Source organism: Paraburkholderia sp. EG286A (assembly GCF_040965375.1).
Taxonomy (GTDB): domain Bacteria; phylum Pseudomonadota; class Gammaproteobacteria; order Burkholderiales; family Burkholderiaceae; genus Paraburkholderia.
The window spans coordinates 191,385-204,698 of the sequence record NZ_JBFRCB010000007.1; the positions used below are offsets into that span (position 1 = coordinate 191,385).

Genomic DNA, 13,314 nt, shown 5'->3' on the forward strand with positions numbered 1-13,314 from the left:
TTCTTTGCTCAAAGGCGGGACGGCGCCCGAGGAACCGTGGTTCCCCGGGCGGCAACAACCTCGATGCCATACTTCGGCATGCTTACTTCGCTGCGGCCTGCACCGTCTGCGCGTCGGCCGCCATGGCCTGTTGCGGCGTGGCCTGATGCGTCAGCACGGACTGGACCGCGTCGGAAATCGACTTCGAGATTCTCGGCCAGTTCGGGTTCGGACCACGCGGACGGGCGTACTGCATCTGCTCGTTGAAGACCTTGTACGCCTGCGGCCACTTCGGGTCCGGCGTCACGGTGTCCTTCGACGGCGGCAGCATGCCGAATTCGTTCCAGTCGCGGCCGCGCTGCGCATACATGTATTCGAGGAACTGGAAGGCCACATCCGGGTTCTTTGCGCCGCGCAGGATCGCGTGATTCTGCTCGCCGAGCGCCGAGGCGCGCGGGCCACCCGCCTTCTCGACGGGCAGGAGCGCCACGCCCCACTTGAACTTCGCGCCCTTTTCCACGGCGCCGAGTTCCCACGGCCCGTCGATGTCCATCGCGGCATTGCCGTTGATGAACGTGGCCGCCGCCTCCGACTGGCTATGCGTGAGCGTGTCCGGCGAAGCGACCTTGCTGTCCAGCAGCTTCTGCCAGAACGCGGCCGCGCGCACGGCCCCCGGATCGCTCATGCGGTCCCAGTCCGCGCCCGCGGCCTGCACGAACGGCAGGAACTGGAACACGCCCTCTTCCGTGTTGATGGCGGAAAACGCGAGGCCGTACACACCCTTCTTCGCGTCAGTGAGCTTTTGCGCGTCGGTATAGAGTTCGTCCCAGGTCTGCGGCGCGTGCTCGGGGTCGAGCCCGGCGGCCTTGAACATGTCCTTGTTGTAGTACAGCGCGAGCGTGTTCGTGCCGCGCGGAATCGCATACACCTTGCCGTTCCAGGTGGCGTTTTTCAGCGGACCGGGGAAGATCTGCTTCGCGTCGATGACCTTCGACTTCGCGAGGTACGGGTCGAGATCGAGCAGCGCGTTCTTCGAAGCGAACATCGCCGTGTTCGGGTTGTCGATCGGCACGACGTCCGGCATGTTGCCGGACATCACGGCGCGCATGGTTTCGTCGTTGAGCGCCGCAAAGCCGACCTTGCGGATCTGCACATGGACATCGGGATGCAGCTTGCCGAACTCCTGCGCCATCTTCGCGGTGTAGTCGTCGGGCTCGTCCACGGCCCAGACCGAGAGCGTCGCGGCATGCAGCGACGCACAGGAAAGCGAGAATGCCAAACCAATGGCCGCGGATGCGGCAAGTAGCTTCTTCATGCTGTCTCCGTTTTCGCGCGTTGAGAATCGCGCTTTCTTTCAGGCTCTTTTCTGGGGCCAGGCGGGGCCCGTGCCGCTGCAACCGCTTTTTCCGGAAACGTTTCCGGAAACAGGCAAATAGTTGCTTCTGCAGGTAGCGCTGTCAAGCTGCCTGCGAAAATCGCAATGCCGATTCGCGGAAACCGCAATGCCGACGGCAGCGGGTGCGGACTAGCCTCGAGCGGCCTCGGACGTCACCGCATCGTCGTCGCGCTCGCGCAGCGTGAGCGGCCACAGCAGCGGCTCGCGCGCGGCGCGGTAGGTGTCGCCGAGATCCGGGAACTGCGCAAGCAGCGCCTGCGCGAGGCGCTGCCCCAGTCCATAGGCGTCGAGCGTGAAGCCGGAGAGGCGCGGCGCGAGGTATTCCGACACTTCGCCCGCCAGCACGCCGCCCGAAATCGCCAGATCGCGGCCCGGCGCCCTGCCCGTTTCGTGCAGCTTGCGGTACGCGCCGATCGCCATGCAGTCGCTCTGGAACATGAGCGCATCGGGCGGCACGCCCAGCTTGAGCAGCGCCTCGGTCGCGAGATAGCCGCCGCGCTCGGAGAGCTCGTTGCGCTGCACGAAGCCTTCGGGCACGGGCAGCCCGTGCTTTTTCATCGCCTTCTTCCATGCGCGCAGGTAGATATGCGCCTGCATCGCGTCGCCGCCAGGAACGGCGAGCGCAATACGGCGATGCCCTTGTGCGACGAGCCGTTCGACACCTTCGGCGACGGCCCCCTCGAAGTCCAGATCGACCCATGCGTGATCGCCGCCCGACTCGCTGCGGCCGAGCGCCACGAACGGGAATTGGCGGCTCGCGACGTAATCGAGCCGTTCGTCGTGCCGCCGCGTGCCTGCGAGAATCACGCCGTCCACATGACGGCGCTCGACAATGCGCCGCAGCCGCGCGAACTCGTCGTCCCACGACTCGCTCGAATACATGACGAGATCCATGCCGTGCCGCGACAGGACCGACTGCAGGCCGTCCGCCAGCTTCATGAAAATGCCGAGCGTGTAGGTCTCTTCCTCGCGCCGCACCGGCAGCATCAGCCCGACGATATCGAGCCGCCCACGGCGCAGGCTCGCGGCCGACTTGCTTGGCGCGTAGCCATGCTCGAGCGCGGCGGCGCGCACGCGCTCGCGCGTTTCGGCGCTCACCTCGTCGCTGTCGTTCAAGGCGCGCGACACGGTCGAAACGGACAGCTTCAATACTTTGGCGAGTTCCCGAATACCCATGCGCTGGTTGAATGATGTTGGAATGTGTGCGGGCTCGCGGAGCCCGCACGGTGCGAAACATCATAACCGTAAGTCAGCGATGGGCCGAATAAGACGAAGAAGCAGAAATGCCAGCGGACGTTCCTCACGTCCGCTGGCTGAGCGCCAGGCAGGGCCTTCCTCTATTGTGTCGAGAACACCGATATCCCGCCATTCGGGAATGCCGCCGACCCGGGCTGGTACGGCACGAACACCTCGCCGAGGCTGCTGTCGATGCCCACCGAGTGCGCGCCTGTCCCCACCGCCACGGTGTAAATGAGCTTGCGCGTCGCGCCGTCGATCACACCCATGGTCGGCGTAAAGCCCGAAGATGCCGCGGTGCCGCTCGTGACGTAGTGGCGCGCAGGCAGGAAGTAGCGGTTCGACGCGGGATCAAAAGCCACCTGGTCCACGCCGCCGAACGGCACCGACGCGAGTTGCGTACCCGTATTGCGATCGAGGATCAGCGTGATGAGCGGATCGCCTGCGGAAGGATCGCAACCAATCAGCACGTCGCTGTTGGGACCGAGCGCAAGCCCGCGGGGCCGCATTTGCCGAGCGCAAACGCCTTGCTCACCGCAGGCGCGCCCGACGTGACCGAACTGGCGGCGATCACGTCGAGTTCGCCGTCGGGGTTGGCGGTGGTGCCGTCGTTGTTGATGAGAAAGTTCTTCGAGGCCGGATCGTACACGCAGGCTTCCAGGCCTGAAGAGCCGTTGAATACCAGTTTGTTCACGACAGTTTGCGTCGTGGTCGAAATGAAGGTCACGTAGGGCGGCGTGTCGCCGGGGCTCGCAAACATGACGAGATGGTCGTCGGGATCGTAGCAGCCTTCATCGACGCGCGAGCCCGACGTGCTGATGGGGATCGTCTTGACCGTTTGCATCGCGGACGTGTCGACGATCTTCACGCTATCGACGTCCCCTACGTACAGCGTATTCATTCCCGTCACGCCTACGATGCCGTCAGGTCCGGACGCATCGGTGCTCGCGCCCGCACCGGTGAAGTTACCCGGAATCTGCGCGAGCAGCGCTTTCGTTTTGGTATCGACGACATCGACGGACTTGTTGTTGCGATCGGCCAGATAGTACCGGCCCGCTTCCACATAGCCGATATCGAAACTGAACGCCGGGCTCGTCGTATTGGGCACGGTGATGTTCGAGAGCAGTTTGGGCGCGGACGGCGTGGCCGCGGCCGACGCCGGATTGGAACTCGAGGAGTCCGAGCCTCCGCAACCGGCAACGGCCACCGTCGCCGCGAGTAGAAAGGCCAATAAGGGTTTATTCATCAGTCGGCTCCTTTGAGCAGCAGAACAGGTGGATCAACACGCGAATGCCTCTCGGAATCTGCGGGAGCGTCTCGATGAATCCTCATCGCGCTGCGGCTCACGTCATCCATTTTCTTGAAGCGGCCGAATGGCGGGCTTCGATCTGGACGTAAGAATGCGCAAGGAGCGGTAATAATGCACAGCAAAGAAATTAATCGTTTCTATTTAAAAGCGCGTATGCATGTATGGCTGTAGAAACTTGTCGATGAATAGAACCATCGCGCTCAGTAAGTTTCGGTTCACGCCTTTATTGCTGGAATGAAACTCAGAATTGATCAGGTCGGAGAAAGAATTTCGGCGTGCTGCGCCGCGCCATTTCCTGCACTGCAGTGCCGCGATGGCCTTGAAGCGCGCGGTTCAGCTTGTCGTTGAGGTTTTGATGCGAGGGCACATCGAGATGCGGAGTTTGACGCGGCGTCGGTTGAGCCGCGTGCGAACGGGACACGCATGTAAGGTTCGGTTGTGAAGTCGAAAGCGACATTGGCGGTCATTCGAAGATCAAGCCGCCAGAAATGAAAGAGAGGCCAGGGAAAAGCCTGACCCCCGTTTGATTCACCAGGAATATAAGCGCGCCGGAATCAGAAGTTCAAAGCGGCACGTCCTCGATCAAATGCGCTTTCAACGCGCGAATACGCTGATCGACGAAATAGCCGCCGCCTTCCGTATAACGAAGGTATAGGCGTTCGCACAGCGTGCATTTCCACACGCCGCAACGGTTATACGGAAAGTACCGGGGCGCGATCGGCGCATTCTCCGACCAGTAGCCCGTCTCTCCCGGCAGATGTTCGGCGAAGGTCGGTTCGGCTTCGTCCGCGCTAACGAGCGTGCCGATCTGTTCCAGTTGCCGCTCGTCGAGCGAAAGCGGCTGCGATTGCCAGCCATCCAGCGGCGTTTTCGTGCAGGTGCAGGGCGGCGGGTCGATTTGCTCCGCGTGTTCGGCGAGTTCGCGCAGCGCGGCAGCGTCTAGGTATCGGGTCATGGAACAAGAATGGATCTGCGGTTGAGCGAGGGAGCACAGGCTCCAGCGCGCATCTTAACGCCTGACGCCGCCTGGGTTCATCAGGCGCCGCTTCTCATGCGCTCGATGTGCGGCATCACCCATGCGCGGTCGAAGCGCCCTTCGGCGATCGCCTGCAATGCGGCTGCCTCCTTTTCGCCCTGCCGGCGTGCGCCGGCAATGACGGTCTCCACATCAGCGGGCGCGATCGCGAGCAAGCCGTCCTCGTCGCCCACGATGATGTCGCCGGGATTGACGACCATCCGGCCGATGGTCACCGGCACGTTGATTTCGCCCGGTCCGTTCTTGTAGGGCCCGCGATGCGTCACGCCGCGCGCATACACCGGGAAGTCGCGCTGGCGAATCGCGCCGACGTCGCGGATCGCGCCGTCGATCACGAGCCCCTGCACGCCGAGACTTTGCGCGTAGCTCGACATGATGTCGCCCATCAGGGCCTGGGTCACTTCGCCCGCGCCGTCGATCACGAGCACGTCGCCCGGCCGGCAGAAGTCGAACGCGCGATGGATGGCGAGATTGTCGCCGGGACGCGTGCGCACCGTCACGGCCGTGCCCGCCATCGGCCTGGGCCTGTGGAACGGCTGCAGGCCGAGTATGCCGCTCGAACGCGCCATGTTGTCGCTCAGGAGCGACACCTGCAGTTCGCGCAACGCGGCGAGCGTCGCTGCGCTGGCCTGCGGGGCAGACTCGTGTTCGCGCCAGCCAATCTGGTTCATTTCGTGATCCCTTCCAGTGCGGTTTGTCGTTCGATCTGCGCGGAAAGACGGCTGTAAACCGCTCGCGCGTTGCCTTCGTAAATGCGTTGCCGGTCGGCCGCGCTGAGCCATTCGATCGCGTCGATATAGCGGCGCGTGTCGTCGTAGTAGTGGCCGGTTTCCGGGTCGATGCCCTGCACCGCGCCGATCGTCTCCGAGGCGAACAGGATGTTCTCCACCGGAATCACCTTGGCGAGCAGGTCGGAACCCGGTTGGTGATACACGCAGGTATCGAAGAACACGTTCTTGAGCAGGTAGTCCTTCAGGAGCGGCCGCTTCATGTCCTGCGCCAGACCGCGATAGCGTCCCCAGTGATACGGCACCGCGCCGCCGCCGTGCGGGATGATGAAGCGCAAGCTCGGGAAGTCGGCGAACAGGTCGCCCTGCAGCAGCTGCATGAACACCGAGGTGTCGCCGTTGAGGTAATGCGCGCCCGTCGCATGAAAGTTAGGATTGCACGACGACGAAACGTGGATCATCGCGGGCACGTCGAGCTCCACCATGGCCTCGTAGAGCGGATACCACGAGCGATCCGTGACCGGCGGCCCCGACCAGTGCCCGCCCGAGGGGTCGGGGTTGAGGTTGCAGCCTACGAACCCCAGTTCCTCCACGCAGCGGCGCAGCTCCGGAATGCAGTTTTCCGGCGTCACGCCCGGTGCCTGAGGCAACTGGCAAACACCCACGAAATGCTGCGGGAAAAGCGCGCACACGCGATGCACGAGATCGTTGCATTCGGCCGACCACAGCGCATTCGCCGCCGCGCCTGCCTGGTGGTGGCCCATGCCCGCAGCGCGCGGGGAAAAGATCGTCAGGTCCGTGCCACGCTCGCGCTGAATGCGCCGCTGGCCGTTTTCGATGCTTGCGCGAATCTCGTCGTCGCTGATCGACGGGCGCGGCGGCACTGGCGTGCCGTCCTTGAGCGCGGCGATCTGTTTCGTGCGCCAGGCTTCGTGCTGGGGCGGCGAGGTCGTGTAGTGACCGTGGCAATCAATGATCATGTAGCAATTCCATCAGGTGTACGGAAGATTAAGATCAACTCTCCGTCGCTTCGTCGTGGCCAACGAGCGACGGGTTCGAGGCGCCGCGCTCGGCGGGCTTCACGCGCATCACGATGGCGATGAGCGTAGCGACCACGAGGAAAGCGGCGATGGTGAGCAGCGCGAGCTTGAAGTTGCCGGTGGCGTGGCGCACGAGACCGATGGTCCACGGTCCCACCACGCCGCCGAACTGGGCGATCGTATTGATGAGCGCGATCGTCGCCGCGCCCGCTGCGCCGGTTCTGAACGAAGCGGCCAGACTCCAGAACAGCGGGTTGCCCGCGTAGATGAAGAGGCCCGTCACGCAAAGCAGCGCATACGCAAGCAGCGGATTCGGCGCATACGCGCTGCCCGCAATCGCCAGTGCGCTCATGCCGTAGACGAATGCGAGGTGGTACTTGCGGTCGCCGGTGCGGTCCGAGCTGCGGCTCACGAGATACGTGCCCAGCACGCCCAGCAGCGGCGGCGCGGCAGAGAGGAAGCCCACTTCGATGTTGTTGAGGTGGCCCAGGCTTTTCACGATCTGCGGCAGCCACAGGAACAGCCCATAAATGCCGACCAATGCGCAGCCGAACAGACACGCGAGGCTCCAGACGCGCATGTCGCTCGCCACCTTCAGCAGCGGAAAATGCCGCTGGCCGCCCAGCGCCTCGCGCTCCGTGGCGAGTGTGGCTTCGAGCCATTGCTTCTCTTCGGCCGAAAGCCAGCCGGCGTCAGCGGGGCGCTCGGTCATGATGCGCAGCGTGACGAGGCCGAGCAGCATGGCGGGCACGCCTTCGATAATGAACATCCACTGCCAGCCGTGCATGCCGAGTACGCCGTTCGCGTAAGTCATGACGGTGGTCGAGAGCGGGCCGCCCAGCACGGCCGAGAACGACCCCGCGATGATGTACCCGCCCACGGCGCGAGCTCGGTAGCGCTCCGGAAACCAGTAGGTCAGATACACGGCGATACCCGGCAGAAAACCGGCTTCCATCACACCGAGCAGAAAGCGCAGCACGTAAAAGCTCGACGCATTGAACACGAAGGCCGTTGCCGCCGCAACGGCTCCCCACGTGAGCAGAATGCGCGCGATCCAGCGGCGCGCGCCGACGCGGTGCAACAAAAGATTGCTAGGCACTTCCAGCAGCATGTAGCCGACAAAGAAAATACTGCCCGCAAAGCCAAACACGGCAGGGTCGAAGCCCATGTCCGAGTTCATGTCGAGCGCGGCAAAACCGATATTGATACGGTCCAGATAATTGAAAAACATCATGCAGAAAAGGAGCGGCACGAGCCGCTTGTAAACCTTTCGCATGGTTGCTGCTTCATCGAAGTGACTCATGCTGTCTCCGCTTCATGGCGACGGGCGGTGCCGTCGCTGCATAGTTATCGGCCGGCAGCGGTGAGCGCTGCCGGCGGCACCCCGCGAGACAGGGCGCCTGAGTTTCGATAATAAGAAGCGGGGGGCGTCGAGTCCAAGACGCGATACTTATGCTTCTATAAGCGTGCGCTTATAGTGTGCTGGCGAGCGGCGGCGGCAGGCATTCGAGAAACGCGCGCAGATGCGGCGAGGCGTCGTCGCTGCGGAACGTCGCGGCCAGCACGGTGCGCTGTGAAGCGCCGGGGCCATCGAGGTGGCGCGCCACGACGTCGGCGCGGCCATGCCGTGCCACCGACTCGCCCACCACGGTCACGCCGAGCCCCGCCGCCACGAGCGCAATGGCGGTCTGGATCTCATAGGCCTGATGCGCGACGAGGGGCGTCACGCCCGCGTCGCGGTAGAGTGCCTGAACCGTGCGCTTGAACTGTGCGTTCTGATGCTTCGGGTAGAGGATCAACGGCGTATCGGCGAGTTCGTCGATGCGCACCTTCTTTCGTTTGGCGAGCGGGTGATCCGACGCCATCAACACCACGAGCCGCTCGCGCAGCAGCGGCAAGGTCGTGTAACCGGGCACGGCGAGCGGCTGCCGCCCGATGCCGACATGGATGCGCATGTCGCGCAGCGCATCGGTCTGCTCGTCGGTCAGCATTTCGAACAGCTTGAGTTCGACCTGCGGATACGCCTGATGAAACGCCTTGAGCGCAGGCGGCAGGACGCTGTACATCGACGAGCGCGTGAAGCCGACACTGAGCCAGCCGCGCCGGCCCACGCCGATCTCCAGCGCGCCGTGCGTCACCTCGGCGAGCGAGCCGAGAATCTGCCGCGCTTCGGTGGCGAGGTACTGGCCCGCTTCCGTCAGGCGCAGCGGGCGGCGCGTGCGATCGATCAGTTGCGTGCCCACCCGGTCCTCGAGGGCGCGGATCTGCTGGCTCAAGGCCGGCTGCGCAATGTGCAGACGCTCCGCGGCGCGGCTGAAGTTCAGTTCCTCGGCGAGTGTCACGAAACACTGCAGGCCCCGAAGCTCGTTCATCTCGTCATCTCCGTATCGATTTGCCCAGCATCGTAATACAGCGAACAACCCGCAGACCGGGCACGTCATTTGCTCGCGATCGAACGGCGCATGCCGATCGCCATGTGGAGCGATGGCCCTCTCGGCTCTGGAGGCTCGATGAAAGGCAGGCGGGTACGGATCGCGGGCGTGGCCGTGGTCCTTGTTGCGCTCGCTGCCGCCTATGGCGGCCACGTTGCGCGCGCCTGGGAACGCGGGCTCGCACCGGTGGCCGCGCCCTCGCCGCCGGCGGGCGACGCCGCGGCCATCGCGCGCGGCGCGAAGCTCGCGGCCATCGGCAACTGCATCACGTGTCATACCGCGACTCAAGGTCAACCGCTCGCGGGCGGCCTGCCGTTGCAAACGCCCTTCGGCGTGATCTACTCGACCAACATCACCCCGGACAAGGACACCGGCATCGGCGACTGGTCGCTCGACGCGTTCACGCGCGCGATGCGGCGCGGCGTGTCGCGTGACGGGCATCTGCTCTATCCCGCGTTTCCGTATCCGCACTTCGCGCAGATGAGCGACGCCAATCTCGCCGCGCTCTATGCATGGCTGATGAGCCGCGCAAGCGTCAACGCGCCAGCGCCGCACAATGCGCTGATGTTTCCGCTGGGGTTGCGGCCGCTCATGGCTGTGTGGAATCAGCTCTATCTGCCGCCTGCGTCTGCGGCGTCTACCGCTTCCGCCACGTCGACGGACGCACAAGCGCAGCAGGTCGCGCGCGGCCGCTATCTCGTCGAGAGCCTCGGTCATTGCGGCGCGTGCCACACGCCGCTCAACCATCTCGGCGCCGAGCGCCGCGACCATGCGTTGCAAGGCGGCACCCTCGAGGGTTGGGACGCGCCTGCGCTGACCGACCTCAGGGCACGCCCAAGGCCCTGGACGCAAGCACAACTGACGAACTATCTGCGTACGGGCTACGCCAGCGAGCACGGCGCGGCGGCCGGCCCGATGCGTACGGTGACGCGCTCGCTCGCCGACGCCGCTCCCGAAGACATCGACGCCATCGCCGCCTATCTGCTGACACTGCAGTCCAGCCCGCATGCCGCCGCGCCGCCTGGCGCAGTCAGCGTCCATGGCTCGACCGCGCCCGCCAACGGCGCTACCCTGTTTGCCGCGGCCTGCGCGTCGTGCCATGCTGAAGGCGCGGCGATGTCGACCGACGGCTATCGTCCGTCGCTGTCGCTCTCCACCGCCGTCAACGCCGACAGCCCGCGCAACATGGTGCGCATCCTGCTCGACGGCATCGCCTGGCACGAGAGCGAAGCCGCGTCTTTCATGCCGCCATTCGCCGGCACCTTCACGGACGCGCAGATCGCGGAGCTTGCCAACTACACGCGCGCGCGCTTCAGCGCGCTTGGCCCCTGGTCCGCGCTCGATGCTCAGGCCGTGGCGCATCTTCGCAAGGAAAGCCCATCACGATGATTACGCTCAACGTCAATGGCGTCAGCCATACCGTCGATGCCGATCCGTCCACGCCGCTGCTCTATGTGCTGCGCAACCAGTTGCGCCTCAATGGCGCGAAGTTCGGCTGCGGGCTCGGCCAATGCGGCGCGTGCACGGTGAGCGTGGGCGGCGAGCCGGTGTTCTCGTGCCTGCTGCCGGTCGTGGCCGTTGGCGAGCGGCCCGTGCGCACCGTCGAAGGACTCGGCAGCGCGGATCATCCGGGGCCGCTGCAACAGGCCTTTATCGACCAGCAGGCCGCGCAATGCGGCTACTGCATCGCGGGTATGATCATGCGTGCGCAAACCCTCCTGGAGCGCACGCCGCACGCCACCGACGACGAGATTCGCCGTTATATGCAGCCGAATCTGTGCCGCTGCGGCACGCATATGCGCATTCTCGCGGCGATCCGGCAAGCGGCGGCGGGCGCGCAGTCATGAGCCGCGCCCGCCCATCCCCTGCGTTCGACCCTGGCGGCCCCGACGATGTCGCGCGCCGCCGTTTCCTCGTGGGCGGCTCGCTGATGGTGAGCTTCGCCATCGTGCCGGGCATGGCCGCGCTCGCGCAAACCACCACCGAAGCGGGCACTTTCCACGCGAGCGCCCCGAAGCTGCCCGGCAGCCTCAAGACCACGCCATCGCTCGACGCGTGGATCAAGGTCGGACCCGACGGCCACGTGAGCGTGTTCACGGGCAAGGTGGAACTGGGCACCGGCGTTCGCACGGCGCTCCTGCAACTCGCCGCCGAAGAACTCGACCTCGCGCCTCATGCGATCGAACTGGTCACGGCCGATACGGCCGCCACGCCAAACGAGGGCTACACGGCGGGCAGCCACACGATGGCGGACAGCGGCACGGCGATCCTCAACGCGGCGGCCCAGGTGCGCACGCTGCTCGTCGAAAGCGCAGCGGCGCAGTTGGGCATCGATGCCGCCGCGCTCAGCACGCGCGACGGCGCAATCGTCGCCGCCGACGGAAGGCGCGTGAGCTATGGCGAAGCGGTGCAGCACGCGAACCTGCATCAGGACGCGCAGCCCAACGCCGCGACAAAGCCGCCCGCACACTACGCCGTGATCGGGCACACGCTGCCGCGCGTGGATATTCCGGGCAAGGTCACGGGCGGCGCGAGCTATGTTCAGGACCTGCGGCCCGCCGGCATGCTGCATGCGCGCGTCGTGCGGCCGCCCTCCTATGGCGCGCGGCTCGTTGCCGTCGATAGCGCGCGCGTGGCGGTGCTGCCCGGCGTCGTCAAGGTCGTGCGCAACGGCGATTACCTCGCCGTGGTCGCCGACGACGAATGGCGCGCCATCGTCGCGATGCGCGAACTCGCGCTCGCGGCGCAGTGGCAACCGGGCCCTGCGCTGCCCGATCCGGCTGGCATTCACGCGTTTCTGATGAGCCTGCCGGCACAGGAAATCGTGGTGGCCGACCAGGGCGCGGCCGCCGGACAGCCGGCGGCGACGTTGAAAGCCCGCTATTCGAAGCCCTATTTGACGCACGGATCGATCGGGCCGTCGTGCGCGCTCGCGCACCTCGACAACGGCGTCATGACGGTCTGGACACACACGCAAGGCGCCTACCCGCTGCGCGCCGGCATTGCCGGGATGCTCGGCATGCCGCGTGAGAAGGTGCGCTGCGTGCACGTGGAAGGTTCGGGCTGCTACGGACACAACGGTGCGGACGACGTTGCCGGGGACGCCGCGCTCATCGCCCGCGAGCTGCCGGGCCGCCCGGTACGCGTGCAGTTCATGCGCGAGCAGGAACATATGTGGGAGCCGTTCGGCCCCGCGATGACGGTGGATGCGAGCGCATCGCTCGATGCCGGCGGATCGATCATCGCCTGGCAATACGAACTATGGAGCAATACCCATAACAACCGCATCGAGAACGCGGGCCGGCTGTTGCCCGCGCAGTTGCTCGCGCAACCGTTCACGCCCGCGCCGCCCAAGCCGATTCCCATGCCCGAAGGCGGCGGCGACCGCAACAGCATTCCGCTCTACCGCGTGCCGAGCCTGCACGTGCAGCATCACTTCCTGCCCGACATGCCGATACGCGTTTCGGCCATGCGCTCGCTCGGCGCGCATATGAACGTGTTCGCCATCGAGAGCTTTATCGACGAGCTTGCGGGTGCCGCGCAAGCGGACCCCGTCGCGTTCCGCCTCAAGCATCTCGACGATCCGCGCGCACAAGCCGTCATCCATGCCGTGGCCGATCGATCCGGCTGGCAAGCGCATGCCGCGCGTGCGACGCACCCGGACGTGCACGCGTCCGGCTCCGGCTTTGCATTCGCCCAATACAAGAACCTGATGGCATACCTGGCCATTGCGATGGACGTGACCGTCGTGCGCGATACCGGCGAGGTGCACATCGAGCGCGTGGTCGCGGCCATCGACTGCGGCCAGATCGTCAATCCGGACGGCGTGCGCAACCAGGTCGAAGGCGGCATCCTGCAGTCCACGAGCTGGACGCTCTTTGAAGAAACGCAGTTCGACCGTGAACGAATTACGAGCTTCGACTGGAGCACTTACCCGATCATGCGTTTTGCTTCGGTGCCGAAGCGCGTGGAGGTGTTGCTGATCGACCGCCCCGGCCTGCCGTTCCTCGGCGTGGGCGAAGCGGCGCAAGGACCGGCCGCGGCGGCGCTCGCCAACGCGATTACCGACGCGACCGGTGTGAGAATCCGCGACTTGCCGCTGCTCGCGCCGAAGTCGCGCAATGCGCTCAAGGCGTAGCGAAACCGCCACGTGTTGCG

General features: G+C 65.3%; 13 protein-coding genes. 3 read left to right on the forward strand and 10 right to left on the reverse strand.

Annotated elements, in window-relative coordinates; genetic code table 11:
• Nucleotides 1-82: 82 nt before the first annotated feature.
• The 10 genes from AB4Y35_RS30780 to AB4Y35_RS30825 all read right to left on the reverse strand — a co-directional run bounded on the left by AB4Y35_RS30780 (nucleotide 83) and on the right by AB4Y35_RS30825 (nucleotide 9,096).
• Nucleotides 83-1,294, reverse strand: a complete 1,212-nt coding sequence (locus AB4Y35_RS30780; protein ID WP_368707369.1) for a sugar ABC transporter substrate-binding protein — start codon at nucleotides 1,292-1,294, stop codon at nucleotides 83-85.
• Nucleotides 1,295-1,504: 210 nt separating this feature from the next.
• A complete protein-coding gene (locus AB4Y35_RS30785) occupies nucleotides 1,505-2,551 on the reverse strand; it encodes a substrate-binding domain-containing protein (protein ID WP_368707370.1) in 1,047 nt (348 codons plus the stop codon).
• A 161-nt stretch (nucleotides 2,552-2,712) separates the two neighbouring features.
• A complete protein-coding gene (locus AB4Y35_RS30790; RefSeq protein ID WP_368707371.1) occupies nucleotides 2,713-3,081 on the reverse strand; it encodes a hypothetical protein in 369 nt (122 codons plus the stop codon).
• Nucleotides 3,075-3,857, reverse strand: a complete 783-nt coding sequence (locus AB4Y35_RS30795; protein WP_368707372.1) for a YncE family protein — start codon at nucleotides 3,855-3,857, stop codon at nucleotides 3,075-3,077. The genes AB4Y35_RS30790 and AB4Y35_RS30795 overlap by 7 nt, the downstream gene beginning before the upstream one ends.
• Nucleotides 3,858-4,161: 304 nt before the next feature.
• The gene (locus AB4Y35_RS30800) at nucleotides 4,162-4,341 is read right to left on the reverse strand and encodes a hypothetical protein (RefSeq protein ID WP_368707373.1); all 180 of its coding nucleotides are present in this window, start codon (nucleotides 4,339-4,341) and stop codon (nucleotides 4,162-4,164) included.
• A 141-nt stretch (nucleotides 4,342-4,482) separates the two neighbouring features.
• Entirely contained in the window at nucleotides 4,483-4,875 is a 393-nt protein-coding gene (locus tag AB4Y35_RS30805; RefSeq protein WP_368707374.1) for a hypothetical protein, read from the reverse strand.
• 80 nt (nucleotides 4,876-4,955) lie between these two features.
• Nucleotides 4,956-5,627 carry an RraA family protein gene (locus AB4Y35_RS30810; RefSeq protein WP_368707375.1) on the reverse strand — a complete coding sequence of 224 codons (672 nt, stop codon included), beginning with the start codon at nucleotides 5,625-5,627 and terminating at the stop codon, nucleotides 4,956-4,958.
• Nucleotides 5,624-6,664 carry an amidohydrolase family protein gene (locus AB4Y35_RS30815; protein ID WP_368707376.1) on the reverse strand — a complete coding sequence of 347 codons (1,041 nt, stop codon included), beginning with the start codon at nucleotides 6,662-6,664 and terminating at the stop codon, nucleotides 5,624-5,626. Before AB4Y35_RS30815 ends, AB4Y35_RS30810 begins: the two co-directional genes overlap by 4 nt.
• A gap of 34 nt (nucleotides 6,665-6,698) precedes the next feature.
• Complete coding sequence (locus AB4Y35_RS30820) at nucleotides 6,699-8,027, reverse strand: MFS transporter (RefSeq protein WP_368707377.1); 1,329 nt, start codon at nucleotides 8,025-8,027, stop codon at nucleotides 6,699-6,701.
• Between the two features lie 169 nt (nucleotides 8,028-8,196).
• On the reverse strand, nucleotides 8,197-9,096 hold the full coding sequence (locus tag AB4Y35_RS30825) for a LysR family transcriptional regulator (protein ID WP_368691077.1): 900 nt from the start codon (nucleotides 9,094-9,096) through the stop codon (nucleotides 8,197-8,199).
• 138 nt (nucleotides 9,097-9,234) lie between these two features.
• On the opposite strand from AB4Y35_RS30825, the gene AB4Y35_RS30830 reads away from it, so the two are divergent.
• Genes AB4Y35_RS30830 through AB4Y35_RS30840 form a run of 3 tightly spaced genes read left to right on the forward strand, consistent with a single transcriptional unit; the run spans nucleotide 9,235 to nucleotide 13,294 of the window.
• Nucleotides 9,235-10,545, forward strand: a complete 1,311-nt coding sequence (locus AB4Y35_RS30830; protein WP_368707378.1) for a c-type cytochrome — start codon at nucleotides 9,235-9,237, stop codon at nucleotides 10,543-10,545.
• Nucleotides 10,542-11,003 (forward strand): (2Fe-2S)-binding protein, encoded by a 462-nt coding sequence (locus AB4Y35_RS30835; RefSeq protein ID WP_368707379.1) that lies wholly within the window; start codon nucleotides 10,542-10,544, stop codon nucleotides 11,001-11,003. The genes AB4Y35_RS30830 and AB4Y35_RS30835 overlap by 4 nt, the downstream gene beginning before the upstream one ends.
• Nucleotides 11,000-13,294: a molybdopterin cofactor-binding domain-containing protein gene (locus tag AB4Y35_RS30840; protein WP_368707380.1), complete on the forward strand. Its 2,295-nt coding sequence runs from the start codon at nucleotides 11,000-11,002 to the stop codon at nucleotides 13,292-13,294. The genes AB4Y35_RS30835 and AB4Y35_RS30840 overlap by 4 nt, the downstream gene beginning before the upstream one ends.
• Nucleotides 13,295-13,314: the final 20 nt, after the last annotated feature.